General features: G+C 61.3%; 25 protein-coding genes. 18 read left to right on the top strand and 7 right to left on the bottom strand.

Annotated features, from left to right (window positions below; genetic code table 11):
• The first annotated feature begins 110 nt into the window (after nucleotides 1–110).
• The 3 genes from PMI35_RS29730 to PMI35_RS29740 are packed head-to-tail and all read left to right on the top strand — an operon-like array spanning nucleotide 111 to nucleotide 3,513.
• Nucleotides 111–1,205 carry an alpha/beta hydrolase gene (locus PMI35_RS29730; protein WP_008054989.1) on the top strand — a complete coding sequence of 365 codons (1,095 nt, stop codon included), beginning with the start codon at nucleotides 111–113 and terminating at the stop codon, nucleotides 1,203–1,205.
• Nucleotides 1,206–1,265: 60 nt separating this feature from the next.
• Nucleotides 1,266–2,321, top strand: coding sequence for an alpha/beta hydrolase (locus PMI35_RS29735; protein WP_008054988.1), 1,056 nt, complete (start codon nucleotides 1,266–1,268; stop codon nucleotides 2,319–2,321).
• A gap of 19 nt (nucleotides 2,322–2,340) precedes the next feature.
• Nucleotides 2,341–3,513 carry a (R)-mandelonitrile lyase gene (locus PMI35_RS29740; RefSeq protein WP_008054987.1) on the top strand — a complete coding sequence of 391 codons (1,173 nt, stop codon included), beginning with the start codon at nucleotides 2,341–2,343 and terminating at the stop codon, nucleotides 3,511–3,513.
• On the opposite strand, the gene PMI35_RS29745 is transcribed toward PMI35_RS29740, so the two are convergent.
• Together PMI35_RS29745 and PMI35_RS29750 are read right to left on the bottom strand one after the other, a co-directional pair.
• A complete protein-coding gene (locus PMI35_RS29745; protein WP_008054986.1) occupies nucleotides 3,501–4,394 on the bottom strand; it encodes a LysR family transcriptional regulator in 894 nt (297 codons plus the stop codon). The genes PMI35_RS29740 and PMI35_RS29745 overlap by 13 nt on opposite strands.
• 60 nt (nucleotides 4,395–4,454) lie before the next feature.
• Nucleotides 4,455–4,928 (bottom strand): GFA family protein, encoded by a 474-nt coding sequence (locus PMI35_RS29750; RefSeq protein WP_008054985.1) that lies wholly within the window; start codon nucleotides 4,926–4,928, stop codon nucleotides 4,455–4,457.
• A 104-nt stretch (nucleotides 4,929–5,032) separates the two neighbouring features.
• Between PMI35_RS29750 and PMI35_RS29755 the strand changes: the two genes are divergently transcribed.
• On the top strand, nucleotides 5,033–5,917 hold the full coding sequence (locus PMI35_RS29755; RefSeq protein ID WP_008054984.1) for a LysR family transcriptional regulator: 885 nt from the start codon (nucleotides 5,033–5,035) through the stop codon (nucleotides 5,915–5,917).
• A 59-nt stretch (nucleotides 5,918–5,976) separates the two neighbouring features.
• Here the strand turns inward: PMI35_RS29755 and PMI35_RS29760 are convergent, their stop codons facing one another.
• Nucleotides 5,977–7,281, bottom strand: a complete 1,305-nt coding sequence (locus PMI35_RS29760; protein ID WP_008054982.1) for an MFS transporter — start codon at nucleotides 7,279–7,281, stop codon at nucleotides 5,977–5,979.
• A 48-nt stretch (nucleotides 7,282–7,329) separates the two neighbouring features.
• Nucleotides 7,330–8,508, bottom strand: coding sequence for a M20 aminoacylase family protein (locus tag PMI35_RS29765; RefSeq protein WP_008054979.1), 1,179 nt, complete (start codon nucleotides 8,506–8,508; stop codon nucleotides 7,330–7,332).
• 142 nt (nucleotides 8,509–8,650) lie between these two features.
• Between PMI35_RS29765 and PMI35_RS29770 the strand changes: the two genes are divergently transcribed.
• From PMI35_RS29770 to PMI35_RS29800, 7 genes are all read left to right on the top strand, one after another.
• Nucleotides 8,651–9,604 carry a LysR family transcriptional regulator gene (locus tag PMI35_RS29770; RefSeq protein WP_008054978.1) on the top strand — a complete coding sequence of 318 codons (954 nt, stop codon included), beginning with the start codon at nucleotides 8,651–8,653 and terminating at the stop codon, nucleotides 9,602–9,604.
• A gap of 222 nt (nucleotides 9,605–9,826) precedes the next feature.
• Nucleotides 9,827–10,738, top strand: coding sequence for a TauD/TfdA dioxygenase family protein (locus PMI35_RS29775; protein WP_008054977.1), 912 nt, complete (start codon nucleotides 9,827–9,829; stop codon nucleotides 10,736–10,738).
• Between the two features lie 33 nt (nucleotides 10,739–10,771).
• Nucleotides 10,772–11,884, top strand: a complete 1,113-nt coding sequence (locus PMI35_RS29780) for an ABC transporter substrate-binding protein (protein WP_008054976.1) — start codon at nucleotides 10,772–10,774, stop codon at nucleotides 11,882–11,884.
• 4 nt (nucleotides 11,885–11,888) lie between these two features.
• Nucleotides 11,889–12,809: an ABC transporter permease gene (locus PMI35_RS29785; protein ID WP_008054975.1), complete on the top strand. Its 921-nt coding sequence runs from the start codon at nucleotides 11,889–11,891 to the stop codon at nucleotides 12,807–12,809.
• On the top strand, nucleotides 12,806–13,591 hold the full coding sequence (locus tag PMI35_RS29790) for an ABC transporter permease (protein ID WP_008054974.1): 786 nt from the start codon (nucleotides 12,806–12,808) through the stop codon (nucleotides 13,589–13,591). The genes PMI35_RS29785 and PMI35_RS29790 overlap by 4 nt, the downstream gene beginning before the upstream one ends.
• Before the next feature lie 44 nt (nucleotides 13,592–13,635).
• Nucleotides 13,636–14,397, top strand: a complete 762-nt coding sequence (locus tag PMI35_RS29795) for an ABC transporter ATP-binding protein (protein WP_008054973.1) — start codon at nucleotides 13,636–13,638, stop codon at nucleotides 14,395–14,397.
• 64 nt (nucleotides 14,398–14,461) lie between these two features.
• Nucleotides 14,462–15,793 (top strand): LLM class flavin-dependent oxidoreductase, encoded by a 1,332-nt coding sequence (locus tag PMI35_RS29800; protein ID WP_008054972.1) that lies wholly within the window; start codon nucleotides 14,462–14,464, stop codon nucleotides 15,791–15,793.
• Nucleotides 15,794–15,850: 57 nt separating this feature from the next.
• Here the strand turns inward: PMI35_RS29800 and PMI35_RS29805 are convergent, their stop codons facing one another.
• The gene (locus tag PMI35_RS29805) at nucleotides 15,851–16,765 is read right to left on the bottom strand and encodes a LysR substrate-binding domain-containing protein (protein WP_008054971.1); all 915 of its coding nucleotides are present in this window, start codon (nucleotides 16,763–16,765) and stop codon (nucleotides 15,851–15,853) included.
• Between the two features lie 104 nt (nucleotides 16,766–16,869).
• Here PMI35_RS29805 and PMI35_RS29810 point away from each other — a divergent pair, with 104 nt between their 5' ends.
• The 7 genes from PMI35_RS29810 to PMI35_RS29840 all read left to right on the top strand — a co-directional run bounded on the left by PMI35_RS29810 (nucleotide 16,870) and on the right by PMI35_RS29840 (nucleotide 25,335).
• Entirely contained in the window at nucleotides 16,870–17,955 is a 1,086-nt protein-coding gene (locus PMI35_RS29810; protein WP_008054970.1) for a tartrate dehydrogenase, read from the top strand.
• A gap of 243 nt (nucleotides 17,956–18,198) precedes the next feature.
• On the top strand, nucleotides 18,199–19,809 hold the full coding sequence (locus tag PMI35_RS29815) for a BCCT family transporter (RefSeq protein WP_008054969.1): 1,611 nt from the start codon (nucleotides 18,199–18,201) through the stop codon (nucleotides 19,807–19,809).
• A 144-nt stretch (nucleotides 19,810–19,953) separates the two neighbouring features.
• Nucleotides 19,954–21,072 (top strand): aromatic ring-hydroxylating oxygenase subunit alpha, encoded by a 1,119-nt coding sequence (locus PMI35_RS29820; protein WP_008054968.1) that lies wholly within the window; start codon nucleotides 19,954–19,956, stop codon nucleotides 21,070–21,072.
• Between the two features lie 55 nt (nucleotides 21,073–21,127).
• Nucleotides 21,128–22,576, top strand: coding sequence for an NAD-dependent succinate-semialdehyde dehydrogenase (locus tag PMI35_RS29825; protein ID WP_008054967.1), 1,449 nt, complete (start codon nucleotides 21,128–21,130; stop codon nucleotides 22,574–22,576).
• A gap of 65 nt (nucleotides 22,577–22,641) precedes the next feature.
• Entirely contained in the window at nucleotides 22,642–23,613 is a 972-nt protein-coding gene (locus PMI35_RS29830; protein ID WP_008054966.1) for a PDR/VanB family oxidoreductase, read from the top strand.
• A gap of 178 nt (nucleotides 23,614–23,791) precedes the next feature.
• Complete coding sequence (locus PMI35_RS29835; RefSeq protein WP_008054965.1) at nucleotides 23,792–24,877, top strand: helix-turn-helix domain-containing protein; 1,086 nt, start codon at nucleotides 23,792–23,794, stop codon at nucleotides 24,875–24,877.
• Entirely contained in the window at nucleotides 24,874–25,335 is a 462-nt protein-coding gene (locus tag PMI35_RS29840) for a GNAT family N-acetyltransferase (protein ID WP_008054963.1), read from the top strand. The genes PMI35_RS29835 and PMI35_RS29840 overlap by 4 nt, the downstream gene beginning before the upstream one ends.
• 94 nt (nucleotides 25,336–25,429) lie before the next feature.
• Here PMI35_RS29840 and PMI35_RS29845 read toward each other — a convergent pair whose 3' ends face one another.
• Both PMI35_RS29845 and PMI35_RS29850 read right to left on the bottom strand, forming a co-directional pair.
• Nucleotides 25,430–25,777: a type II toxin-antitoxin system ChpB family toxin gene (locus tag PMI35_RS29845; RefSeq protein WP_008054962.1), complete on the bottom strand. Its 348-nt coding sequence runs from the start codon at nucleotides 25,775–25,777 to the stop codon at nucleotides 25,430–25,432.
• Nucleotides 25,774–26,028 carry an AbrB/MazE/SpoVT family DNA-binding domain-containing protein gene (locus tag PMI35_RS29850; RefSeq protein WP_008054961.1) on the bottom strand — a complete coding sequence of 85 codons (255 nt, stop codon included), beginning with the start codon at nucleotides 26,026–26,028 and terminating at the stop codon, nucleotides 25,774–25,776. The genes PMI35_RS29845 and PMI35_RS29850 overlap by 4 nt, the downstream gene beginning before the upstream one ends.
• Nucleotides 26,029–26,154: the final 126 nt, after the last annotated feature.

Below are 26,154 nucleotides of genomic sequence, written 5' to 3'. Positions count from 1 at the left end.
GACTCATCGAACTTATGTGATTCTGGTATCAGTGCTATGTGATTAAGGCGGTTTATCGATTAATCGCTGAAAGGTAATTTGCTCTCGGGTTATCAAACCGAGAGCAAGCCATGATCCAGCGTTTCATCCGTCAGTGCGTGCCCGCCGCGGCAAAGGCCGGCAGTCTGTGTTTTGCCCTCGGCGCCAGTGCCTTTGTTAGCGCTGAGGGGCAGGGGCCACTGGTGATCAAGGGCCAGGGCAGCCTCGTTGCCGGCGGCGGCTCGATCACCCAGCCGGGAATCTTCGACCCTTATAAACCGTTGATGCCCGATGGCCAGACCTATCACGGCGACCATGTGTACGCGTTCTATCAGGTGCCCGTCGACGCGCGTCCGTTGCCGATTCTGATGCTGCATGGCGCGGGGCAGTCCGCGAAGTCCTGGGAGACAACGGCCGATGGCCGTGAAGGCTTCCAGAACATTTTCCTGCGACGAGGATTCTCCACGTACCTGATCGACCAGCCGCGCCGCGGCGATGCGGGGCGTAGCCTGGTTGAAACGACGATCAAGCCGCTGCCGGACGAGCAGTTGTGGTTCAACCAGTTCCGCATCGGCCTGTGGCCCGAGAGTTTCCAGGGCAGCCAGTTTCCCCGTGGGCAGGCGGCACTGGAGCAGTTCTTTCGGTCGATGACGCCCAATACCGGGCCTTACGACATTGACGTCGTATCCAATGGTATTTCCGCTCTGTTGGAAAAGACCGGACCGGCCATCCTGTTCACCCATTCCCAGGGCGGCGGTCCGGGTTGGTTGACGGCGATCAAAAGTCCGAAGGTGCGAGCCATCGTGGCGTTCGAGCCGGGCAGCAGCTTCGTGTTTCCCGAGGGCGAGGTGCCCGCGCCGATTGCCAGCGCGTTCGACACGCTCGCGGGGCAGGCCGTATCGGCGCAGCAGTTCAAGGCGCTGACCCGCATCCCCATCGTTATTTTCTACGGCGACAACATCCCCGAGCAACCGGTCCGGTTGCCGGCCCAGGACAGCTGGCGCGCGCGGCTCGAGATGGCGCGCCTGTGGCGTGATGCGGTGAATCGCCATGGCGGCGACGTCAGGCTCGTCCACTTGCCGCAGATCGGTATCAAGGGCAATAGCCACTTTCCTTTTTCGGACATGAATAACGTCGAGATCGCTGATCTGGTTTCGCAGTTTCTCGCTGAAAAAAATCTGGACTGAACCAGCGCGTGGCGCTGTCGGCCACCTCTCTCACTCACTTGAAATGTCAGGAGTATTCCCATGCTGCGAACCACGCTGAAGGCCTCGTTGATGGCGGCCATGATCGGAATGTCGGGCGTCGAAGCCGAAGCTGCGGATTACAGGCAGAACCCATTCACCTTGACCTACGGTGGCGCCCTGACCAGGAACAAGCCGGGCAAGGTCAACATCCATCCGGTCAGCTACAAGCTGGATGGCCTGGACATTGCCGCCAACGTCTACACCCCGGCGAACTATGATGCGGCGAAAAAATACCCGGTGGTCGTCGTGGCGCACCCCAATGGCGGGGTGAAGGAGCAGGTCGCGGGCCTGTATGCCCAGCGCCTGGCGGATCAGGGCTACATCACGATCACGGCAGATGCGGCGTATCAAGGGGCCAGTGGTGGCGAGCCACGCAATGTGGACAAACCGGCCCATCGCATCGAAGACATCCATGGCATGGCGGACTTCATTGCCCGCTATCCCGGCGTCGACAGCAAGCGCCTGGGCTTGCTGGGTATCTGCGGCGGTGGCGGGTATTCATTGGCGGCGGCGCAAACCGACAAGCGCTTCCAGTCGATTGCGACCTTGAGCATGTTCAACTCGGGGCTGGTCCGGCGTAATGGCTATCAAGATTCGCAGCTGTCGACGATTCAGCAACGCCTGCAGCAGGCGTCGGTGGCCCGCGCCCAGGAAGCGGCGGGTGGGGAAGTGCTTTACGTCGGTGATGCCAAGCTGACCGATGAACAGATCGCCAAGCTGCCGTTCGATCTGTATCGACAGGGCTTCGAGTACTACGGCAAGACCCACGCTCACCCCAACTCGACGTTCCGCTACACCCAGAGCAGCCTGATGGACCTGATGAGCTTCGATGCCACGGACCAGATCGAGCTGATCGACAAGCCGTTGCTGATGATCGCCGGCAGCAAGGCCGACAGCCTGTACATGTCGCAACAAGCCTTGGCCAAGGCCACCGGTACCCAGGACAAAAAACTGTTCACCATCGAGGGCGCGACCCATATCGACACTTACTGGGTGCCTGCGTATGTGGACATTGCGATGGACCAGTTGACCGCGTTTTACCAAAGAACGCTCTGACTTGAAGGGATACGTGCTCATGAAATACACCTTGATAGGCATTGCGGTGTGCGCGGCAGCCCCCTTTGCCGACGCCGGCGCAGACACTGCCAATGAGTCCCGCCGCATCGAGCAGCAGATCAGCCGGGCGGGCACTCAGGCTGCGGTAACGGGCGCTTCGGAAAATTTCACCGGTCGGGTACGGGTCGATCCCTTGTTTCCCGCCACGGATGAGATCAATGCGTCCGGCGCGTATGTCAGCTTCGAAGCGGGCGCACGCTCGGCCTGGCATACCCACCCCGCGGGACAGCGATTGGTGGTGACTTCCGGCGTGGGGCTGGTCCAGGAGTGGGGCAAGCCCGTGCAGGAAATTCGCCCCGGCGACGTGATCGTCTGCCCTCCAGGCGTCAAGCACTGGCATGGCGCCGCGGCGACGAGCGCCATGACCCATCTGGCCGTGACGGGTTCGGTGGATGGCAAGAGCGTGCAATGGCTGGAGAAAGTCAGCGACGAGCAATACCACGCCCAAGGTTCGCAGGCATCGAAAGCCGAGCCGGCGACCCAAGCCGTTTCCCAGACGCTGTCAGCCAGGCAACAGGCCATCCCGTTGATTGCCGCCGCCATGGCCACGAGCAACATGTCCGGGCTCAATACCGCCTTGAATCAGGGGCTGGATGCGGGCCTGACGGTCAGCGAGGCGAAGGAAATCCTGGTGCAACTCTACGCCTACAGCGGTTTTCCGCGCAGTCTCAATGCGCTTGGCGCGCTCATGAAGGTGGTGGAGGCGCGCAAGCAACGCGGTATTCAGGACGATCCGGGGCGCGAGCCCAGTCGGAATATTCCTGTCGGCGAGGAACTGCTAGAGGCGGGCAAAACTAACCAAACGCGCATCGCCGGTGCACCTGTCCAGGGCCCGTTGTTCGACTTCGTCCCTGTCATCAATCAGTATTTGCAGGCGCATCTGTTCGGCGACATCTTCGAGCGCGACAACCTGGACTGGCAAAGTCGAGAACTGGCCACCGTCGCGGCTTTAGCCGTCACGCCCGGTGTCGAGCCGCAACTGCGCTCGCACATGGCGGCCAGCCTCAGGGTCGGCCTGACGGCTGCGCAGTTGCGTCAGCTGATCCGGCTATTGGCTGACCAGGGTGATGCCGCTGCTGCCAGGCGCGCCGGTGAAGCGCTCGATACTGTCCTCGTCAATCAACCCTCATAGCGCAGAGCTTCGCGCAGCAGGGTAAAGGCCGGTGAACTCTGGCGCCGGCTCGGATAATAGAGGTGGTAGCCAGAGAAGGGTTCGCACCAGTCCTGGAGTACATGAATCAGCCGGCCCTGCGCGACATGCTCCAGCACCAGGTCCTCCGGCATATAGGCCAGTCCCAACCCCTGGAGGGCCGCCTCCAGGCGCATGGCGATATTGTTGAAAACCAGCTGGCCTTCGACCCGTACCTTCAGTTCCTGTCCGCCTTTCTCGAACTCCCAGAGGAACAGGCCGCCGTAAGTCGGCATGCGCAGGGTGATGCAGTTGTGCACCGTAAGGTCGCTCGGGATGAGCGGCCTGGGGTATCGGCTGAAATACGCCGGGGAGCCCACCACCGCCATGCGCATGTCAGGGCCGATGCGCATCGCGATCATGTCCTTGGCCACTTGCTGGCCCAGCCGGACGCCAGCGTCGAAACCCTCCGCGACGATGTCGGTCAGGCCGTAGTCGACGATGATTTCGATGTTCAGGTCGGGATTGTCGGGCAGCAGTTTCGCCAGCACCGGATGCAACAGCGTGATCGCCGAATGCTCACCGGCCGTGATGCGCAATTTGCCGGCCGGTTTGTCACGGAACTCGCTGAGCAACGCCAGTTCACTGTCGATTTCTTCGAACCGTGGTGCGATCACCCGCAGCAAATGCTCACCGGCTTCGGTGGGGGAGACGCTGCGCGTGGTACGGGCAAGCAACCGGACCCCCAGACGCTCTTCCAACTGACGCATGGCCCGGCTCAACGCCGGTTGCGACATGCCGAGCCGGGCGGCGGCGCGGGTGAAGCTGCGCTCCTGGGCCACGGCCGCGAAGATCGCGAGTTGGTCGTAGCTTTCGACAGTCATTGATACGCCCCTGTTATAAACAGGTTGCGATTATGCCATCTGTGCGAATGATCGCCCGGTTTAATCTAAAGCCGCTGGCGGCGGCGTCGAAGTCAACGTCTGTTCGCTCAAGGCGCTTGCGAATGCTTCAGGTGTCGGGCTTTGTGGCCATTGCGCGATGCCCTCCGGCAGCGAGACCCAGGATTGTTTGCGCGCGACCCAGATATGCGCCATGGGCGTCAAGCGCTCGGCACCATCGAGCACCCCCGCACGCACCACACGCATACCGGGGGCTGCCGTCGTTTCATTGAACAGCCGGGTGAAACAGGTGCCGCAGGCATACTGGGTGGAGATCTGTCCGTCATGGGCATGGCTGTAGCTGAGCGTGTCGCCGGACACGTCCACCGCCTGTGCGCTGCACAGCATGTGCAAGGCGAACGCGCTGCCGCTCCAGCGTTGGCAATCCAGGCAGTGGCAGGCGTACAGCGGCGCAAGCGTTTCGGTGCGCAATTGAAGATGGACGCGCCCGCATCGGCATTGACCGGTGAAACCCATGGTGCTGCTCCTTATACTGCTGCGTGACAAATGAGAGGCACATGATCGCTGTTCCTCGCGTGCGGCAGAAGACAACAAATGGAGCAACCGTTGGTAAGGAATGTATGAGCGGCCTTGAATGGGAAAGCCAGCGGGTGTTTCTGGCTGTGTTACGCAGTGGCAGCCTGTCCGGCGCGGCACGGATGCTGGGCATTGCCCAGGCGACTGCGCGGCGACGGCTGGAGAATCTCGAGTCAGGACTGGGTGTGAGTCTGTTCACCCGTACTCCCACGGGTCTTACGCCCACTGCGTCGGCGAAGGGGTTGATCCATCATGTCGAGTCCATGGCGATCGCGGCCGAGGCGTTCAATCGCATGGCGAGCGGCGAAACGGAGGTGTCCCGCGGCACCGTCAGGCTGACCAGCAGCGACTTCCTGGGCGTTGAGGTACTGCCCGGATTGATCCGTGAATTTCACTACCAACACCCTGGTCTGAAGCTTGAGATGAGCATCAGCGACTCGCTGGAGGACATCTCCCGCCAGGAGGCGGACATTGCCGTGCGCCTGTTGCGCCCAAGCGAAGCAGGGATCGTCGCGCGACGCACCGGGGCCTTGCGCATCGGTATATACGCCAGCGCCGAGTGCCTTGAGCGCTACGGCGAACCCGCGAATATCGAAGCGCTGCGACGTGCCCCGTTGATTGGGCCCGACCGACGCTCTGCCGACCTGCGCCGGCTGGTCGACGTGGGGCTGTGTGACGCGGATCAGTCATTCACCATTGCCACCGACAACCACCTTGCCCAGCTCGCTGCGCTCAAGGCCGGCCTGGGTTTCGGCTTGTGCCCGGCCACGGTCGCCGCGACCCATGGCCTGATCCAGGTCCTGCCGGGCAGCTTTGGCTTCGAGGTCGACGTGTGGATCGCCATGCACAACGACCTGCGCAAGGTCGGGCGCATCGCCAGGACGTTCGAAGCCCTGGGGGAGGCGTTGAACAGGTATCTGGTGAGTTGAAACACCGGGACAGCGATATCACGTCAGGGCGGCGGCGCTGCCGGCTTGCCAGCCCCAGATCAATCCAACGCTCTGCCAGCCGTTTCCCTGACCCTCACCAACCCCATCAACGTGAGACTCAAACACACCATCACATACAACGCCGGCGCATTATTATTACCCGTCAGGCCAATCAACCCGGTCGCGAAGAACTGGGCAAAACCCCCAAACACCGAAACCCCCAGGCAATAAACGATCGACAGCCCAGTGGCACGAATCGCCCGCGGAAACAGCTCGGTCACCAGCACCAACGTCGGCACGGTAATCAGCACCAACAGCAGGGTGGTGACCAGCGAAACGAGCAACAGCGTGCCCAACGCGGGAACGTGATTCATCAACATGAACGCCGGATAGATCAGCAACAACATCGGAATCGCGCCCAAGGCAATGGTGCGGCGCCGGCCGATGCGGTCACTCAATCGGCCGGCCCAGATCGACAGGCTGATCTGCACCAGCGCACCCAGACAGGCAGCGGCGGTGCCCATCTGCATCGGCAGGTGAAGCACCGTGACGGTGTAATTGGTCATGTAATCGAGCACGATGTAACTGGATGCCGTGCTGCCGATGACCAGCAGCACACCGGTCAGGATGGTCTGGCGATGGCGGGTGAATATCAGCCGGATACCAGACCGGTTTTCAGCGCCTTGGGGTATGTCGGCAGCGGTTTCCTTGAGATGGCGGCGAATGTAGACGCCGACCGGAATCACCAGGATGCCCAGCACGAACGGCAAGCGCCAACCCCAGCTTTCCAGTGCCTCGTCAGACAAGGTTGAGCTCAGCGCCAGGGCCACCAGCGCCCCGAGCAGGAAGCTCAGGCCCTGGCTGAACAGCTGCCAACTGCCATAAAATCCGCGATTTTTGTCGTCGGCGTGCTCCATCAACATCGCGGTCGAGGCGCCGACCTCACCCCCGATGGCGAAGCCCTGTATCAAGCGCGCCAGCACGATGATCACTGGCGCGGCGATACCAATCTGCGCATAGGTGGGCGCGATGGCGAACAGCAGCGACCCCAGGGCCATCAGCCACAGCGTCAGCATCATTGCCGGTTTGCGCCCGACCCGGTCGGCATAGGCGCCCAGTACCAGGCCGCCGATGGGGCGCATGCCGAAGCCGACGCCGAAGGTTGCCAGCGACAGCAGCAGTTGCCCCAGCGTGCTTTCGACGGGGAAGAACTGCCGGCCGATGAGGGTGGCGAAAAAGCTGTAGACGGAGAAGTCGTAGAACTCAAGGCCGGAGCCGATGGTGATGGCGGCGATGGCACGTGCGCCGATCGGTCGACGCACCGTAGTGGCAGCCGGCGCAACGGTAGAAATGGGCGTGGACATGTGGCGAACTCCAGAAGGCGAGGGCGATACCCGGTTGTCGAGCGCGAATCAGGCCAGGAAGGTTTCAACCAGACGAACCCAATAGCTGGCCCCTGTGGCCAGGCAGTCGTCGTTGAAGTCGTAGCCGGGGTTATGCACCATGCAGCCGCCCTCACCGTCGCCGTTGCCAATCAGCAGGTAGCAGCCGGGGCGGCGCTGCAACATCACGGCGAAATCCTCGCTGCCGGTCAGCGGTTTCATGTCCCGGATCAGACCGTCTTCACCGACCCAGTCCAGCGCCACTTGACGGGCGAATTCGGTGCTTTCGGCATGGTTGAACAGCGCTGGAAAACGCTGTGCCTCGTCGACATCAATGGTAGCGCGGGCGCCGAAGCTCGCCGCCTGGGTTTGCGCCACGCAGGTAATGCGTGCAATCAGTGCATCGCGTACCTCGGTCTTGAGGGCGCGCACGCTCAACTGCAACTCGGCGTGATCGGGAATAACATTGGCGGCGATGCCGGCGTGGAACGCGCCGACGGTGACCACGGCGGTGTCGAGCGGATCGACATTGCGCGCGACGATGCTCTGCAACGCCATGACGATGGCGGAGCCGGCCAACACTGGATCAACCGCCTTGTGCGGCATGGCACCGTGACCGCCGACGCCATCGATGCGGATGGTCACCGTGTCGGTCGAGGCCATGAACGGTCCCGGCAGGAAACCGAGTTTGCCCACCGGCAGCCCCGGCATGTTGTGCATCGCGAACACCGCATCGCACGGGAACCGCTCGAACAGCCCGTCATCGAGCATGCGCTGCGCGCCGCCGTCGCCTTCCTCGGCGGGCTGGAAAATCAACACCAGCGAGCCATCGAACGCGCGGCTCTCGGCCAGGTACCTGGCTGCTGCCAGTAACATCGCTGTATGACCGTCGTGACCGCAGGCATGCATCACGCCTTCGTGGCGACTGGCGTAGGGCAAGCCTGTCTGCTCGATGATCGGCAGGGCGTCCATGTCGGCGCGCAGGCCGATCATCCTGTTGCCCTGGCCGTGACGAAGTAGCCCGACCACGCCGGTACCGCCCAGGCCACGGTGTACCTGGTAGCCCCATGCCTGGAGTTTGCTGGCCACCAGGTCGGCGGTGGCGAACTCTTCGAAACTCAGTTCCGGGTGGGCGTGGATGTGTTGGCGCAGGGCGATCATCTCGTCTTCGAGCGCGCGAATGCCGGGCAGCGCAGGCAGGTTGAGCATCACAGGTTCCTCGTTTTTATTGGTCGTTTTTGGATGTCCGACTGATACCCTGCGATCCTAATGAGTTGGCGAAAGCGGCGGCAGTCGCAAAAAAGCGGGGCTGAAAACCCAGGGTTTACACCTGCGGAGCCAGGAGGAAAGGATGAAGCTGCATCAATTGCGCGCGCTGGTGATGATTGCCGATTGCGGGAGTATTCGCGCGGCGGCGCGGCAACTGGACGTCTCGCAGACGGCCGTGGCCAAGGCCCTGCGTGAGCTGGAGGAACATCTGCAATTGCCTTTGCTGGTGCGCAATGCCAGCGGGGTGGTGCTGACGCCCTATGGCCAATCGCTGTTGCAGCATGCGCGGCAGATGCTCAGTCAACTCGAGCGTGCGCAGTTGGAGTTGGCGCACCTGAGCGACCAGGCCGAGGGGCATTTGCGCCTGGGTATTTCGCCGTGGATGGGCATGACCCTGTTGCCCGAGGTCGTCACGCTGTTCCGCCAACGAATGCCCCGTGTGCGCCTGGAAATCTTCGAAGGGCTGATGGCGGTAACCTTGCCACGATTGCGCGACGGCACGATGGAGTTTGCGGTGGGGCTGGTGTCTTCGTTGCTGCCGCGCCCGGAGTTCGTCTGTGAGCCGATCTGTTCCTACCGGATGGCCGTGGTGGCCCGCCATGCTCATCCACGCCGCGACAGCCGTTCCATCCACGACTTGCTGGATCAGGACTGGGTGGTCAATTATCCGGATGCCAGCCACGAAGGCCTGATGACCGAGTTGTTCTGGCAGCACGGCGCGCAGATCGACATGCAGCACATCCACCGCGCGCATTCGCCGCAGCTGACCTTATCGTTGATCGAGCAGACCGACATGCTCAGCTATTTTCCCGAGCCGATGCTGATCGTGCCGATCTATCGCGAACGGGTAGCGCGGCTGGCACTGGCGGAAAGCTTCTCTACCGACACCATCGGTATCGTCAATCCACGCAACGCCCAGTTGGGTGTCGCCGCACAATGCTTCGTCGATTGCCTGTTCCAGGTCATCCGCCGCCGCGCCCGCTCGGCACGGCCGGAAGATGTCGAGTTGTTCGATACGCTGGAGCTGTTGATTTGAGGGCGGGGAGCCAAAATAGTGGGGTGGTTTGCACTTTCGTTTCATATTGCTTTTAAAAAGTTATTAGCTAATAACAGGAGGTTTATAGCTTTTATCTGAATTGAATATCGCGTTTGTTATATAGCACTTAATCTATCTTTAGAATAATTTGTGATTAGTCATCACTGCTTTTATGTCTTTATGATCTGTCCCACAACAACTCGTGAGACAGGAGGTAGCTCGATGACTATTCAAATCAAACCGGTCGCTGGTCGAATTGGAGCGCAACTGGAAGGCGTGAAGTTGGGAGGGGATATCAGCGCCGAGGCATTCGAATTCATTAATCAGGCATTGCTGAAATATAAAGTGCTGTTCTTTCGCGACCAACATCTGGATGACGCCGGACACGAGGCTTTTTCCCGCCGCTTCGGGGATCAGGTGCCGCACCCGACCGTGCGTTCCGCCGAGCAGGGCGCCGCGATCCTGCATCTGGATGCCAGGGAAACCCGCGCCAATTCCTGGCACACCGATGTGACCTTCGTGGCCAATTACCCGAAGATTTCCATCTTGCGAGGTGTGGTTATTCCTCCCTTTGGCGGCGACACGGTATGGGCCAATACGGCAGCGGCCTACGCCGATCTGCCAGACCCGTTAAAACAACTGGCGGATAATCTTCGCGCGTTGCACACCAACTTGTATGACTACGCAGTGCCGCGTAATACCGATGAATCGGGACTCAAGCGTTATCGTGAACAGTTCACCGCGGAAATCTACGAAACCGAACATCCCTTAGTTCGAGTACATCCGGAGTCGGGTGAAAGAAGTTTGTTGTTGGGGCACTTTGTCAAACAGATCCAGGGGGTAAGTGCCAGCGACTCCAAACAACTGATCCGCCTGTTTCACGACCGTATTACCCATGTCGACAACACCGTGCGCTGGCGCTGGCAGGAGGGCGATGTGGTGATCTGGGACAACCGCGCCACCCAGCACATCGCGATCAACGATTACGGGGATGCCCAGCGCATCGTGCGCCGCACCACCATCGACGGTGATGTTCCGGTGGGGGTCGATGGTCGCCTGAGCCAGGCGCTCAAGCCGAGCGTGGATGCGCGTTCGCCGAAAACCGAAGCCGACAAAAAACACCTCGCCGCCTGACGAGCGACTCTCATCGGTACAAGGAAGGCTGACATGAAGCTCAATGGCATTCGCCTGTTCAAAAAAGGCAGCATCGCGGCAGCACTAGCTGCAGTTTTGGTGATACCCGTGGCCGAGGCCGATGTGTTGCGCATCGGTGTAGCGACAGCCGGCGGCGGTGACCCGGTGACCTTCAGCGGTTCGACGCTGGGCATCGTGCGCAATCAGCAGCTGCTGGAGAAAGCCTTCGCCGGCACCGGGACCGAAGTGCAGTGGTACTTCTTCAAGGGGGCCGGGCCTGCGGTCAACGAAGCCTTTTCCAACCAGCAACTGGACTTCGCCTACCAGGGCGATCTGCCGGCGGTCGTCGGGCGTTCCAACGGACTGGACACCAGGTTGCTGGCGGCATTGGGTGTGCGCGCCAATCTTTATCTGGCGGTGCCCAAGGGCTCGTCTGTGAAAACCATCGAGGACCTCAAAGGCAAAAAAGTCGCGATCTTCCGGGGCACCAACGGCCACCTGGTGATGATCAATCTGCTGGCGGAACACGGGCTGACCGAGCGCGATATCAAGGCTATCAATCTCGATACCGGCAGCTCTCAGGCGGCATTGATTTCCAACGGCGTGGACGCCGCATTCGGCGGGCGTGAGTTGTTCAAGCTGCGTGATAAAGGCCTGATCGACATCGTCTACAACAATCCCGAACAGGACGTGCGCTACACCCGGCAGACGGCGCTGGTGGTTCGCGGTGATTATGAGAAAGAGCACCCGGACAAGGTGCAAAAGGTCGTCGACACGCTGGTGGATGCGGCGAAGTGGACATCGGACGACAGCCATCGCGACGAAGTCTTCGCCGAATGGGCCAAGAGCAACGACCCCGCCGATTCATTGCGTGCCGACTTCACCGGGGTCCCCCTCAGGGACAGGGCTTCGCCTCTGGTCGACAACTTCCTGCTCAGCCGCTACCAGGCCGTGGCGGACCAGGCCAAGGAAGAAAAACTCATCCGTCGCCCGGTCAGTATCGATGGCTGGTTCGAGACCAGCTATTTGCACAAAGCCCTCAAGGCCAAGGGACTGGAAAACTACTGGACGCCCTACGGCCCGGATGGCAAGCAGCCGGCGGGTAACGCGGTAGCGGTCACGACGACCAGCAAGCAAGGGAGCTAGGCAAATGGCCAGGGCACAGAGCGCAAGACTCGAGAAGTATGGGGCGCCGGCATTGCCGAGCGACAACGTCAAGCGTCTTCCACCGGCACCCGCTCGCCCGGTGCGCAAGGTCGAGGTGCCGCGCAGCAAATTGTCGCGCAGCAATGCCTGGTCCTTGAGCCTGGGTGACAAGGCCTTGCCCTGGCTGTTGCCGTTGCTGTTACTGGGTTTGTGGTACGTGGGAGTGGAACGTGGCTGGCTTTCAGAGCAGGTGCTGCCACCGCCAGCCTATGTTTACCAGGCGCTGTCGGACCTGGTCGGCAACGGCGATCTGTGGCTGAACGCGTCGGCCAGCCTGCAGCGGGTTGTCGTCGGATTCAGTCTCGGCGCCTTGCTCGGCGTGGCGCTGGGCCTGGCCATGGGACTGTCGCGGACGCTGGAGGATTATCTGCTACCGACCTTCAACGCACTGGTGCAAATTCCGGTACTGGGCTGGCTACCGTTTGCCTTGCTGCTGTTCGGCATCGGCGAAACGCTCAAGTACGTGCTGATTGCCAAGGCCGCCCTGGTGCCGATCACCCTGTGTACCTTGCAGGCGTTCCGCCAGGCGCCCAAAGGCTTGCTGGAAGTCGGCCGGACCTACGGCTTCAGCCGTCGACAAAGCGTCACCTCCATCGTCTTGCCGGCGGCGATCCCGACGCTGTTTACCGGGTTTCGCCTGGGCTTCACCAAAGCCTGGTTGTCGCTGGTGGTGGTCGAGTTGGTGGCTTCGAGTGAAGGGTTGGGTTATCTGATCGTCTATGGGCGTCAGCTGTTTCAACTGGATTTGGTGATGGCGGCCGTCGTGGTGGTGGGGACGCTGGGTCTGTTGATCGATCGCGGTTTCGATTACGCGGAGAAACGCCTCAATCGCGGTCGGCCAACGGTTGGGGGACACCAGTCATGAGTGCAGCTTTGTCATCAGCTAACAGTAGCCACCGCTATCGCGGTTGGGTCTTGCCCCTCTCGGCGATTGCCCTGTGGTGGCTGGCTTCGAACCTGGGGTGGAGCGAATCGGGACTGTTCGTTTCGCCGGAAAAAGTCGCGGCGACGGCCTGGGATCAAATCACCTCGGACAAATTCTGGCGGGCCATTTCGGCGAGCCTGGCGCGCAACCTCAGCGGCTTTTTTATCGGCACCGCGCTGGGTCTGGTACTGGGTTGCCTGCTGGGTCTCTCGCGGCATTTCGAACGTCTGGTCGGCCCGAGCTTCAACACCTTCAAGCAAATCTCCCTGTTCGCCTGGATCCCGCTGATCTCGGTGTGGTTCGGCCTGGGCGATGTGGCCAAGGTGGTGTTCCTGTCGCTGGCCGCGCTGGTGCCGGTGGTGGTCAACACCTGCGACGGTTTGCGCAACGTCCCGTCCAACCTGCTGGAAGTGGCGCGGGTGTACGGCTTCAGCCGCTGGCAGACCATTGTCGGGGTGATGCTGCCCGCCGCCTTGCCATCGATTTTCACCGGGCTCTACCTCGCGCTGGTCTACAGCTGGCTGGCGACCATCGGCGCCGAATACCTGCTGGTATCGGGGGAGGGGATCGGCAACACGCTGATCGATGGCAGCGAACATTTCATGATGGACCTGGTGCTGTTTGGAATGGTGGTGATCGGCCTGGTGGGATGGGGCCTCAACGCCCTGGCCCGGACACTTGAGCGGCGGATGCAGCGCCTGTACGGCATCGCTGCGCGCTGATTGCCACTTTGATTCCCTGATGCCACATTGAAAAGGATCGCAACATGAGCAACGGTCTGACCCTGGAACACATCAGCAAGCGGTTCACCTCCCAACCGGGCAGTTCGACGCAATTGCAGGTACTCGAGAACATCTATCTCGACATCGCCCCTGGCGAGTTCATCAGCATCGTCGGCGCCAGCGGCTGTGGCAAATCCACGCTGCTGCGATTGATCCTCGGCCTGGACGAAGAGTTCGACGGACGCATCCTGCTCGATGGCAAACCGATCAAGGGCACGGGCCTGGAGCGCGGCATCGTGTTTCAGGATCACCGGTTATTCCCCTGGCTCAACGTCGAGCAGAACGTCGCGGTCGGCCTGAAGAACTCGCCCCTGAGCGCCGGGCAGAAGCGCGACACCGTGCGCGAGCACATCGAACTGGTCGGCCTGCAGGACTTCATCGAGTCCTACTCGCACCAGATTTCCGGCGGCATGGCGCAACGCGTGGCCATCGCCCGCGGGCTGGTCAATCGTCCGAGCGTGTTGTTGCTGGATGAGCCACTGGGCGCCCTCGACGCCTTGACCCGCGCACGTCTGCAGGGCGAGCTGCAGAACATCTGGGCCAAGGAAAAAATCACCATGATCCTGGTCACTCACGATGTGGACGAGGCGGTCTTCCTCGGCGACCGGGTGGTGGTGATGCAGCCCAATCCGGGGCGTATCCGGCGCATTGTCGACGTCGATCTGCCGCGCCCGCGCAATCGCAGCGACAGCCGTTTCATCGCCCTGCGCGATGACGTGTTGAGCGACTTTGCAGAGTTGCATTGAGTCGCGTGTTGTCCTGCCTTTTTCAGATTCACTGACTCAAGCTCTCTATTTCAGGAACAGGGATATGACCGAACGCCAGCTCAGCCTCAACCTCTTCATCTACCCCAATGGTCATCACGAAGCCGCGTGGCGTCACCCGCAGTCAGTGCCGGAAACGTCCATGGACATCGGCTACTACCAACAGCTTGCACTGAGAGCGGAACGGGAAAAGCTCGATGCGATTTTCTTCGCCGATTCGCCATCCCTGGCCGAAAGCGACCGCGAAGGCCTGCGCATTCGTTTCGAACCGGTGACCTGGCTGGCGGCGATTGCCGCGGTGACCCAACGCATCGGCCTGATCGCCACGGCCAGCACCACCTACAGCGAGCCCTACAACCTGGCCCGTTCGTTCAGCGCGCTGGATCACCTGAGCAAGGGCCGCGCCGGCTGGAACATCGTCACAACGTCCCTGGCGGCCGCCGCTGCCAATTTCGGCCTGGACCAACATCCGTCGGCCCATGACCGCTATGCCAAGGCCGAAGAATTCGTGCAGGTGGTGGGTGACCTGTGGGACAGCTGGGAGGACGATGCGCTGGTGCTGGACAAGGAGGCGGGGGTGTTCGCCAACGGTGCGAAAGTGCACTCGATCAACCATGTGGGCACGCACTACCGGGTCAAGGGCCCGTTCAACTCGCCACGCTCCCCGCAAGGGAGGCCGGTGCAAGTGCAGGCCGGCTCGTCCGAGGATGGCCGTGATTTCGCATCAAAGCATGCCGAAGCGATCTTCACCGCCCACCAGACCCTGCACAGCGCGAGCGAATTCGCCAACGATATCCGCGCGCGGGCGAGGGCAGTGGGGCGCGACCCTCGCCAGCTGAAAATTCTCCCGGGTATCAGCCCCTACATCGGTAGCACCGAAGCCGAAGCCCAGCGCAAGTTCGACGAACTCAACGACCTGGTACTGCCGCACGTCGCGCTGGGCCAGCTGCGCCGCCTGCTGGGTGTGGACCTGTCCGGTCAGGACCTGGATGCACCATTCCCACGTCACCTGATCAACTTTGAAGGCGGCGAGAGCCAAGCCAGTCGCTTCAAGCTGATCATCGACATCGTCGACCGCGAGCAACCGACCCTGCGCCAGTTGATCAACCGCCTGGCTGGTGCTCGCGGGCATTGGGTGCCGGTGGGTACGCCGGTGCAAATTGCCGACCTGATCGAACAGTGGTTCCGCAGCGGCGCCGCCGATGGCTTCAACGTGATGCCGCCGGCGTTCCCCGAGGGCTTTGAAGTATTCCTCGATGAAGTGCTGCCGATCCTGCGCAAGCGTGGGCTGTTTCGCGAGGACTATGCGGGTACCACCCTGCGCGAGCATTACGGCCTGAGTCGCCCGGTTTCGCGGTTTGCGCTGAAGTCTGCCTGAGGGTGCGCAGCGATCGGGGGACTGACTGAATGTTGCCTCTGGGCTTAGCCTGCTGATTCACGTTTGCGGCAGGCTGTAGCGCTCGGCAAAGTACTGCCGCAGGCATTCAACAGCCACCCGCACCTTGGCCGAAGTGGCGAGGGGCGCCGTGTACACCGCCCAGATGTCCGCCGCCTGCCTGTACTCGGGCAATACCTGCACGAGGCGCCCGTCCTCCAGGCTGTCGTACACGTCCCACCATGAGCGCAGCAGAATGCCTCGGCCATCGATGCACCACTGGTGCACCACTTCACCGTGATTGGACGACAGCGAGCCCGTCACTTTCACTTGTTCCTCGCCTTCCGGCCCTTGCAGGTGCCAGACCCCGAAGGGGTGATCGCGCTCCTTGATCACCAGGCAATCGTGTGTCGCCAGCTCCGCCAGTGTGCGCGGTGTGCCGTGCCGTTCCAGGTACGCCGGCGCGGCGCAGAGTACCCGGCGATTGCGCGCCAGCGGCTTGGCGATGAGGTGCGGATCGATTTCGTTGCCGACCCGCACGTCGAGGTCGAAGCCTTCGTCGATCAGATCGATCAAGCGGTCCTGTACATCGAGGCGGATGTCCAGTTGCGGGTAGCGCTCGGCCAGTTCCGAAAGGGCAGGGGCGACGAAGCGCCGGCCCAGTCCGAGGCTGCTGGCGATCCGCAGTTGCCCGCTGGGCTCGCGGTGCTGCGCACTGACGTCATCGCCCATGCGCTGCACGGAGTCGAGGATGCGCAACGCCCACTGGTAGATCCGCTCGCCATCGTCACTCACCGACACCCGGCGGGTGGTGCGATGCAGCAGGCGCACGCCGAGGTTCTGCTCGAGCAGGCGAATGCGTTTGCTGATGAACGCGGTGGACATGCCCAGTTCGGCGGCGGCGCTGGAGAAGCTGGAGCGCCGGGCAACATGGACGAAGACGTTGAGGTCTTCCAGGTTCGGTAGATTGTTCACAGTTCGGATAATAAGTATCAACAGTTGCGCTGATTATACTTGCTTCGTCAACTTATAGCATGGCCGGCATCACATCCAACCACTGATCCAACAAGGGTGCCAGCATGAACAAGACATTCAGAATCGCCGCAATCGCCGGTGACGGTATTGGCCTGGAAGTACTGCCGGAAGGCTTGCGGGTGGTCCAGGCGGCGGCGCGTAAATTTGGCCTGGCGCTGGAGTTCGAACACTTCGAATGGGCCAGCTGCGACTACTACCTCGAGCACGGCAAGATGATGCCCGATGACTGGTTCGACCAGCTCAAGGGCTTCGATGCCCTGTACTTCGGTGCTGTCGGCTGGCCAGACAAGGTGCCCGACCACATTTCGCTGTGGGGCTCGCTGTTGAAGTTCCGTCGCGATTTTGACCAGTACGTGAATATTCGCCCGGTGCGCCTGTTCCCCGGCGTGCCGTGCCCGCTGGCTGGCAAGAAGCCGGGCGACATCGACTTCGTGGTGATCCGCGAGAACACCGAAGGCGAGTATTCCTCGCTCGGCGGGCGCATGTTCGAAGGCACCGAAAACGAGTTCGTGCTGCAGGAATCGGTGTTCACCCGTCGTGGCGTCGACCGCATCCTCAAGTACGCTTTCGACCTGGCGCAGACCCGTGAGCGCAAGCGCCTGACGTCGGCCACCAAGTCCAATGGCATGGCCGTGAGCATGCCTTACTGGGACGAGCGCACGGCCGCCATGGCAACCAATTATCCGGACATCACCTGGGACAAGCAGCACATCGATATCCTGTGCGCGCGTTTCGTGTTGCAGCCGGAGCGCTTCGACGTGGTGGTGGCGTCCAACCTGTTCGGTGACATCCTCTCCGACCTCGGCCCGGCATGCGCCGGCACCATCGGCATCGCGCCGTCGGCCAACCTCAACCCGGAACGCAAATTCCCTTCGCTGTTCGAGCCGGTGCATGGCTCGGCCCCGGACATCTTCGGCCAGAACATTGCCAACCCGATTGCCATGATCTGGTCCGGCGCACTGATGCTGGAGTTCCTTGGCCAGGGCGACGAGCGCTATCGCGCCGCCCACGACGAGATCCTCAAGGCCATCGAGCAGGTGATTGCCAGCGGCACCGTGACCCGCGACATGGGGGGCTCGTTGTCCACCCAGGCGGTTGGCCAGGCCATCGCTGAAATCATCGAAGGCTGATTGGCGCGGCACTTGAGCTGATTGCAAATGGGCTTGCGCCACGGTTGGCGCAAGCCATCGAGCCGACATGCTGCTCTTGCGTTGTGGGCTGATTATCTGCAAACTGTTAACCACTGGGTAGCTGTTAACTAATGGTTAACTAAAGAGTAAGTCGTCAACCTGCCCTGATGCTGCACTTTGCTTCCGAAACTGCCTGCGTCGGATGCGAGATCCAAATAAAAAAAACGTCCCAGGAGACGCCTGATGTCCCCCAAGAATAAAAAGGTTGATGTGTTCCTGATCTCCATGAGCTTGATTGCGGTACTGCTCACGGTCGTCGGGCTCGCGGCATTCCCCTCCGAGGCGGAGAAAGCTGCGAACCAGTTGTTTGAATTTTCCACCCGTACCTTTGGCACCGCCGTGCAAATGCTGATCTTCGGCAGCTCGCTGGCCGTGCTCTACATCGCCTTCAGCAAGTACGGCAACATTCGTCTTGGCAGCGGCAAGCCGGAATACTCCACCGCCACGTGGGTGTTCATGTTCATCTGCGCCGGCATGGGTTCTTCCACCCTCTACTGGGGGGTGATGGAGTGGGCCTACTACTATCAGACGCCGGGCCTGAACATCGCCGCGCAATCGCGCCAAGCGCTGGAGTACAGCGTCAGCTATTCGTTCTTCCACTGGGGCATCAGCGCGTGGTCGATCTACGCCCTGGCGTCTCTGGCGATGGCGTATCACTTCCATGTGCGCAAGAAGAGCGGCCTCAACCTGGCCTCCATCGTCGAAGCGGTCACCGGCTTCAAGGCCACGGGCCCGGTGGGGCGCATCGTCGACCTGATCTTCCTGCTGACCATGATGGGCGCACTGACCGTGTCCCTGGCGCTCACCGCGTCGACCCTGACCCGAGGCCTGTCGGGCCTGGTCGGCATTCCCGATACCTTCACCCTGCAAGTGACGGTGATCGGCCTGATCGCTGTGCTGTTCTCTCTCAGTTCCTACATCGGCATCGACGGCGGCCTGCAAAAGCTCAGCAAGATCGTCTGCTACGGCGCGTTGTTGTTCGCCGCCGTGGTGCTGTTGGTGGGGCCTACCCAGTTCGCGATCAACAACACCGCCAACGGCATTGGCTTGATGATCCAGAACTACGTGCACATGAGCCTGTTCACCGACCCGGCCGGCAATGGTGAATTCACCCGCAACTGGACAGTGTTCTACTGGCTCTGGTGGGTGTCCTACGCGCCAGGCGTGGCGATGTTCGTGACCCGGGTTTCCCGCGGTCGGCAGATCAAGGAAGTGGTGTTCGCCCTGTTGATGGGCGGCAGCGTCGGTTGCTGGTTCTTCTTTGGCGCGCTGGAAAGCTTCAGCATGCACCAGTTCATCACCGGCGCCATCGATGTGCCGAAAATCCTCACCGAACAAGGCGGTGAAAGCGCGGTGCAGGCGCTGATCATGTCGCTGCCGGTGGGCAAGGTGTTCCTCGCCGTGTACCTGTTCATCATGGCGGTGTTCTGCGCCTCGCACATGGACGCTGCCGCCTATGCCGTGGCAGCGACCAGTACCCGCAACCTGAAGGAAGGCGACGACCCTTCGCCGACCCATCGCCTGTTCTGGTGCATCACGCTGACCCTGGTGCCGTTGGCCATGCTGTTCGCCAAGGCATCGCTGTCGACCATGAAGACCGCCGTGGTGCTGACCGCCATCCCGTTCACCCTGATCCTGCTGGTCAAGGTCTACGGTTTCTTCAAGTGGATGCTGCAGGACTACGGCCATGTGCCGGCCCACCGTATCGAAGAGGAAGCCGCCGCCATGGCTGCGCAGCAACCGGGTGGCAAGCCTGCGGTAACCCACGCTGCCGAGCCGGTGGCCGTGGCCTGATTGATCCTGGGGTCGTGCTGTCTGCCCGAAGACAGCGCGACCGACAGGCCTTTTTTTTGCCTGTTTTGTTAACCATCGGGTTGCAGTTAACTGATAACTAAAGTCCTGCGCTTGGCGCAGGTCATTGAGAGCCTGGAGACACCCATGACTGATTTCGAACGTTTGCCCGCTGATTTCTGCAGCGATGCTGCGCGCGCTTTCACCATCCCTGCCAACTTCTACACCAGTGCGGCCGTGTTCGAACACGAGAAGGAAAAGATCTTCGCCAAGAGCTGGATCTGCCTGGGGCATCGCAGCGAAGTGGCGGAAAACAATGCCTACATCACCCGCGAAGTGATCGGTGAAAGCATCATCGTGATCCGTGGTCGCGACAGCGTGCTGCGTGCTTTCTACAACGTATGCCCGCACCGTGGCCACCAATTGCTCGAAGGCAGTGGCAAGGCCAAGAACGTGATCGCCTGCCCGTACCACGCCTGGACCTTCAAGCTGGACGGCGAGCTGACCCACGTACGCAACTGCGATCAGGTCGAAGCCTTCGACAAAGGTGACTTCAGCCTGGTGCAACTGCGCGTCGAGGAATATGCCGGCTTCATCTTCGTCAACATGGACCCTGATGCCGGTAGCGTCGAAGACCAGTTGCCGGGTCTAGAAGCCCGTATGCGCAGCGCCTGCGGCGTGATCGACAACCTGCAACTGGCGGCACGTTTCGTCAGCGACACGCCGGCCAACTGGAAGTCCATCGTCGACAACTACATGGAGTGCTACCACTGCGGTCCGGCGCACCCAAGCTTTGCCGACTCGGTAGACGTCGGTCAGTATGTGCACACCATGCATGGCAACTGGTCGCTACAGTACGGCATCGCCAAGTCGTCCGAGCAATCGTTCCAGGTCGACGAGTCGGTCACCGATCCGTCCTTCGCCGGCTTCTGGGCCTGGCCGTGCACCATGTTCAACGTGCCGCCGGGCGCCAACTTCATGACCGTGATCTACGAGTTCCCGGTCGACGCCGAGACCACCCTGCAGCACTACGACATCTACTTCCTCAACAAGGACATCACCGAGGAACAGCAGAAGCTGATCGACTGGTACCGCGAAGTGTTCCGTCCGGAAGACCTGCGCCTGGTGGAAAGCGTGCAGAAGGGCTTGAAGTCCCGCGGCTATCGCGGCCAGGGCCGGATCATGGTGGACAAGGAGCGCAGTGGCATCAGCGAACACGGCATCGCGCACTTCCACAACCTGATCGCCGTGTCCCACCTCGACTGATAAAGCACGCGCCGCAGGCCCCCAGGGGCCTGCGACCGTTCGCGGAGTACCTTGCGTGAAACTCAATGATTGCAACCTGTTCCGCCAGCAGGCCTACATAAACGGGCGCTGGTGTGACGCTGACAACGGTCGTAGCGTGGATGTCCACGACCCGGCCAATGGCGAGCACCTGGGCCACGTGCCGTTGATGGGCGGCGCCGAAGCGGTGCGCGCCATCGAAGCGGCCAATGCCGCGCTGGAAGGCTGGCGGGCAAAAACCGCCAAGGAACGTGCGCAGATCCTGCGTCGCTGGTTCGAGTTGCTGCTCGAACACGAACAAGACCTGGCACAACTGATGACGTTCGAGCAGGGCAAGCCGCTGCACGAAGCCTTGGGTGAAATCCGCTATGCGGCATCGTTCATCGAGTGGTTCGCCGAGGAAGGCAAGCGCATCTACGGTGATGTGATTCCGAGCCCGGCGGCGGATAAACGCCTGCTGGTGATCAAGCAGGGTATCGGCGTCTGTGCGGCCATTACCCCGTGGAACTTCCCGGCCGCGATGATCACCCGCAAAGCTGCGCCGGCCCTGGCTGCCGGTTGCACCATGGTGATCAAACCGGCCAACGAGACGCCATTTTCCGCCCTGGCCCTGGTCGAACTGGCCGAGCGCGCCGGCGTACCGCCAGGCGTGATCAACGTGGTCACCGGCGATGCGCCGACCATTGGCGCGCAGCTCACCGGCCACCCGCTGGTGCGCAAGCTCAGCTTCACGGGCTCCACGCCGGTCGGTCGTCTGCTGATGGGGCAATGTGCCGAGACCATCAAGAAGGTGTCTCTGGAATTGGGGGGCAACGCGCCGTTCATTGTCTTCGAAGACGCCGACATCGAGGCGGCGGTCGAAGGTGCGCTGGTCGCCAAGTACCGCAATGCCGGGCAAACCTGCGTCTGCGTCAACCGCTTCTACGTGCATGACGCCGTCTACGAGCGTTTTACCGCTCGCTTCGTCGAGCGCGTACGTGAGCTCGACGTCGGTCATGGCTCGGCAGAGGGCACGCAAATCGGCCCGCTGATCACCGACAAGGCGGTGGCCAAGGTGCAAAGCCTGATCGACGACGCCACCGCCAAAGGCGCCGACCTGTTGCTGGGCGGCAAGCCTCATGCGTTGGGCGGCAACTTCTTCGAGCCAACCGTGCTCGGCGGCATTCGCCCGGGCATGGACCTGCTGCAGGACGAAATCTTTGGACCGGTCGCCGCGCTGGTGCGCTTCTCGTCCGATGACGAAGTGATCGAACTGGCCAACGACACCCTCTATGGGTTGGCTGCGTACTTCTACAGCCGTGACATCGCCCGTGTGTTCAAGGTCGCCGAGCGCCTGGAGTACGGCATGGTGGGCGTCAATACCGGGCTGATCTCCAACGAGGTTGCGCCGTTTGGTGGCATCAAGCAGTCCGGCCTGGGGCGCGAAGGCTCCAAGTACGGCATCGAGGACTATCTGGAAATCAAGTATCTCTGCCTGGCGGTCTGAGCCGGGTGAGTTTTTTACCGGGGCGGCGCGGCCGCTGTCGCCCCGTGTTGCAATTGAGGTGAATCATGGCCAACACATACGAAATGTTCAGCGTGCGGGTGACCGCGGTGGAACAGGCAACGCCACAGATCAAGCGTTTTACCCTGGCACGCGAGGATGGCCAGCCGATGCCGGCGTTCACCGGCGGCAGCCATGTGATCGTGCAGATGAAGGGCGCCCAGGGGCAGGTATTCAGCAATGCCTACTCGCTGATGAGCGACCCTCGCGACCTGAGTCACTATCAGGTTGGCGTACGCCTGGAGGAGCAGTCCAAGGGCGGCTCCGCGTACATGCACCAGCAAGTGGAAGTCGGCAGCGTGCTGACCATCTCCACCCCGAACAACCTGTTCGCGCTTGACCCAAAGGCCGGTCGCCACGTGCTGATCGCCGGTGGCATCGGCATCACGCCGTTCCTGTCCCAGCTGCATGAACTGCAAGGCGAAACCGTGCCTTATGAATTGCACTACGCCTTCCGCAGTCCGGAGCATGGTGCGTTTCAAGGCGAACTGGCCGACGGTCCGCATGGGCAAAACGTCAGCTTCTACATCGACAGCCTCGAGCGACGCCTGGACCTCGCCGGCCTGTTTTCCGGCCTGGCCGACGATGCTCACGTCTACGTCTGTGGCCCGAAACCGCTGATCGATGCGGTTATCGACGGCGCGAAAAAATCCGGTATTAGCGATGCGCGCGTGCACTTCGAACAGTTCGCTGCTGCGCCCGTCAGCGGTGGTGCCTTCACGCTGGTGCTGGGCCGTTCCGGTCGCGAACTGCGGGTGGAGGAGGGCATGACCATCATCCAGGCCATCGAAAACGTCAAGGCTGCCCAGGTTGACTGCCTGTGCCGCGAAGGCGTCTGCGGTACGTGCGAGACCGCCATCCTCGAAGGCGAGGTGGAGCATTTCGACCAATACCTGTCCGAGGCAGAAAAGGCCTCCCAGCAAACCCTGATGCTCTGCGTCTCGCGGGCGCGCGGTGAGCGCCTGGTGATCGATCTCTGATGTGGGAGTGAGCCTGCTCGCGATGGTCGTTAACGATTACGCGCATTTGCTGGTTCAACGCGGCGCGCTTGAGCCCATCGCGAGCGAGCTCGCTCCTCCAGGGGGGGCGGGCTGCTGCCGTCAAAGGTTTTGACTCCTGTGTATACTGCTGTCCCCGGCACCCCACACAGGACCGAACATGACGGAAAACAGCTTCGCCTTCCGCCTCAAGGAATTGCTCGAACTCAACAAGCTGACGCTGCAGGTCGTGGGCACGGCGCTGGGTATTTCGCGCACTTCGGTACACAAGTGGACCCGTGGGGGCGAGATCGACTACGACAACCTGCGCAAGCTGGCGGACTTTCTCAAGGTCAACTGGATCTGGCTGCGTTACGGTGAGGAGGCCCTGCGCGATGTGCAAGGTGCCGAGACCGTCGAACTGCCGATGACGGACCTGCGCCGGCGCTACACCACCCAGATCATGGAAAGCGAAGAGCGCATGAAGCTGGCCCAGGAAGGCGCACGCATCGTCACCTGGGAGTGGAACCTGATCAGCGATGAGCTGATGTATTCACCCAACGTTGAAACGGTGTATGGCTGGCCGGTGCATTCCAATGAGGAATTCTGGCGCCACCTGCCGCCGGAAGATGTCGCCGCGATGCAGGCCATGTATCAACGCGCGATCAACGAAGGCAGTGGCTGTGAGTTCGACTTTCGAATCTTCCAGCCCGATGGCCAGATGCGCTGGATTTCCTCGCGGGCGACAACGGTCAGGGACGCGGTCGGGCGAACCGTGAAAATGGTCGGCATCAGCATGGACAACACCCTGCGCATGATGATCGAGGAAGAGCTGCGCAACAGTGAAGAGCGCTTCCGGGCAATCTTCGAGCTGGCCTGGGGCGCGCTGGCCTATATCGGCCTGGATGGCGGTTGGCAGCGAGTCAACGGCAGCCTCTGCGAATTGCTCGGTTACAGTGCCGATGAGCTGTACGACATGACCTTCCAGGAAATCACCCACCCCGACGATCTGCCGAACAACCTCGAATTGCTGCGCCAGCTGCTGTCCGGCCAAATTGACCGCTACGTGGTCGAGAAACGCTTGCGCCGCCTTGATGGCAGTTACCTCTGGGTCCGGGCGCGCACCTCGCTGCAGCGCCAACCCCAGGACGGCTTGCCCGATCACCTGATCAGCGTCTTCGAAGATATCAGCGCCGAATACGTCGAACGTGAACGCCTGCAAACGCGCATAAGGGAACTGGAAGCGCGCCTGGCCCATTGTTCATGAGCGAACGACAGTTGATCCGCCAGGCCATTCCAGACGACGAGGTCGCCGTGCGCGCTTGTGCCGAGCAAGCGTATGCGCAGTATGTTGGCGTGATAGGACGAAAACCGGCGCCGATGCTGGCGGATTTCAGGGCGCAGATAGCGGCCGGTCTGGTGTACATCTCCACCGGAGAACAGGATGAGCTGCGAGGCTTCATCGTCTTCTTTCCCGTGGACCAGCACATGTTTCTCGAAAACGTGGCCGTGTCAGCAGCCGGGCGCGGCAAAGGTATCGGCAAGGCACTTGTTCAATTTTGCGAGGCGCAGGCGCTACGCTTGGGGCTAGGCAGCGTTCATCTCTACACGAACGTGAAGATGACCGACAATCTGTCAATCTACCCTCGACTCGGTTACGTCGAGGTCCAGCGGCGGTCGGAGGATGGGTTCGATCGCGTTTACTTTGAAAAACGCCTGGATTGAGACGTTTACCGTTTATGTCGTGCGACGCCCGAGTTTTCTCGAATGGTGCACGTCCATTGATGGGGATCAGACATTTGAGTCATACACTTTCCCGTTATTCAAAGAGTGCCTGGACACGGGCCAGTACATCATCAATCACCACCTCGGGAACCGACTCAACGCGCTTGGCGCTGCGGGCCTCAAGATCAACGGTACGAATCTGGTTGCACAGCACAACGCCCTGTGTCTCAGTGCCCGAACCGCTCAATGGCACCGCGAAACCCGCATAGCGAGCAAAATCGCCGCCTTGCGTGATGGGGGCAATGACGGCGAGTCCCGAGGCGTTATAGGCCGCCGGTGTAAGGACCAGCGCCGGACGAAAATCGCCCTGTTGTTCACGGCCGGCGGTGGGATTCAGGTTCACTCGTACAATGTCTGCCCGGTTGAATTTGGCTCGTTTCACGCTTCGCGCCCTACCGGTGTCATGGCATTCCAGGCGGCAAGGTCAGCTGGCTCTGGTGCGGTCAAATCGCATTGCGCCATCAAATCGGCCAGCCGGTAATGCGGTTTGGCTTTCGCCGGCTTGAGTGTCATCACCTCTGCAGACACGTCGAGCGACAGGAGATCGCCGCTGACCAGGCTCATTTGTTTGAGCACCGTGGATGGCAAGCGAATCGCTGCGCTGTTGCCCCATTGCTGAATTTTGACTTGCATACACACCTCCATAACGTAGAAACATAGTAGATACGCAAATCGCCAATTGCAAGCTCCACGTATACACATAGTATCTACAAAGCCCTGGGTGATGCTCGTTCACCAATACACCATGGGCATGCAAGG

Source organism: Pseudomonas sp. GM78 (genome assembly GCF_000282475.1).
In the GTDB taxonomy this organism is placed as follows: domain Bacteria; phylum Pseudomonadota; class Gammaproteobacteria; order Pseudomonadales; family Pseudomonadaceae; genus Aquipseudomonas.
Note: the sequence above shows the minus strand (reverse complement) of the source record. Positions and strands in the feature narration are given on the sequence as shown.

Excerpts from the sequence above, each read along its gene's own strand:
- PMI35_RS29730 (WP_008054989.1), top strand. The coding sequence starts at position 111 with ATGATCCAGCGTTTCATCCGTCAGTGCGTGCCCGCCGCGGCAAAGGCC.
- PMI35_RS29735 (WP_008054988.1), top strand. The coding sequence starts at position 1,266 with ATGCTGCGAACCACGCTGAAGGCCTCGTTGATGGCGGCCATGATCGGA.
- PMI35_RS29740 (WP_008054987.1), top strand. The coding sequence starts at position 2,341 with ATGAAATACACCTTGATAGGCATTGCGGTGTGCGCGGCAGCCCCCTTT.
- PMI35_RS29745 (WP_008054986.1), bottom strand. The coding sequence starts at position 4,394 with ATGACTGTCGAAAGCTACGACCAACTCGCGATCTTCGCGGCCGTGGCC.
- PMI35_RS29750 (WP_008054985.1), bottom strand. The coding sequence starts at position 4,928 with ATGGGTTTCACCGGTCAATGCCGATGCGGGCGCGTCCATCTTCAATTG.
- PMI35_RS29755 (WP_008054984.1), top strand. The coding sequence starts at position 5,033 with ATGAGCGGCCTTGAATGGGAAAGCCAGCGGGTGTTTCTGGCTGTGTTA.
- PMI35_RS29760 (WP_008054982.1), bottom strand. The coding sequence starts at position 7,281 with ATGTCCACGCCCATTTCTACCGTTGCGCCGGCTGCCACTACGGTGCGT.
- PMI35_RS29765 (WP_008054979.1), bottom strand. The coding sequence starts at position 8,508 with ATGCTCAACCTGCCTGCGCTGCCCGGCATTCGCGCGCTCGAAGACGAG.
- PMI35_RS29770 (WP_008054978.1), top strand. The coding sequence starts at position 8,651 with ATGAAGCTGCATCAATTGCGCGCGCTGGTGATGATTGCCGATTGCGGG.
- PMI35_RS29775 (WP_008054977.1), top strand. The coding sequence starts at position 9,827 with ATGACTATTCAAATCAAACCGGTCGCTGGTCGAATTGGAGCGCAACTG.
- PMI35_RS29780 (WP_008054976.1), top strand. The coding sequence starts at position 10,772 with ATGAAGCTCAATGGCATTCGCCTGTTCAAAAAAGGCAGCATCGCGGCA.
- PMI35_RS29785 (WP_008054975.1), top strand. The coding sequence starts at position 11,889 with ATGGCCAGGGCACAGAGCGCAAGACTCGAGAAGTATGGGGCGCCGGCA.
- PMI35_RS29790 (WP_008054974.1), top strand. The coding sequence starts at position 12,806 with ATGAGTGCAGCTTTGTCATCAGCTAACAGTAGCCACCGCTATCGCGGT.
- PMI35_RS29795 (WP_008054973.1), top strand. The coding sequence starts at position 13,636 with ATGAGCAACGGTCTGACCCTGGAACACATCAGCAAGCGGTTCACCTCC.
- PMI35_RS29800 (WP_008054972.1), top strand. The coding sequence starts at position 14,462 with ATGACCGAACGCCAGCTCAGCCTCAACCTCTTCATCTACCCCAATGGT.
- PMI35_RS29810 (WP_008054970.1), top strand. The coding sequence starts at position 16,870 with ATGAACAAGACATTCAGAATCGCCGCAATCGCCGGTGACGGTATTGGC.
- PMI35_RS29815 (WP_008054969.1), top strand. The coding sequence starts at position 18,199 with ATGTCCCCCAAGAATAAAAAGGTTGATGTGTTCCTGATCTCCATGAGC.
- PMI35_RS29820 (WP_008054968.1), top strand. The coding sequence starts at position 19,954 with ATGACTGATTTCGAACGTTTGCCCGCTGATTTCTGCAGCGATGCTGCG.
- PMI35_RS29830 (WP_008054966.1), top strand. The coding sequence starts at position 22,642 with ATGGCCAACACATACGAAATGTTCAGCGTGCGGGTGACCGCGGTGGAA.
- PMI35_RS29835 (WP_008054965.1), top strand. The coding sequence starts at position 23,792 with ATGACGGAAAACAGCTTCGCCTTCCGCCTCAAGGAATTGCTCGAACTC.
- PMI35_RS29840 (WP_008054963.1), top strand. The coding sequence starts at position 24,874 with ATGAGCGAACGACAGTTGATCCGCCAGGCCATTCCAGACGACGAGGTC.
- PMI35_RS29850 (WP_008054961.1), bottom strand. The coding sequence starts at position 26,028 with ATGCAAGTCAAAATTCAGCAATGGGGCAACAGCGCAGCGATTCGCTTG.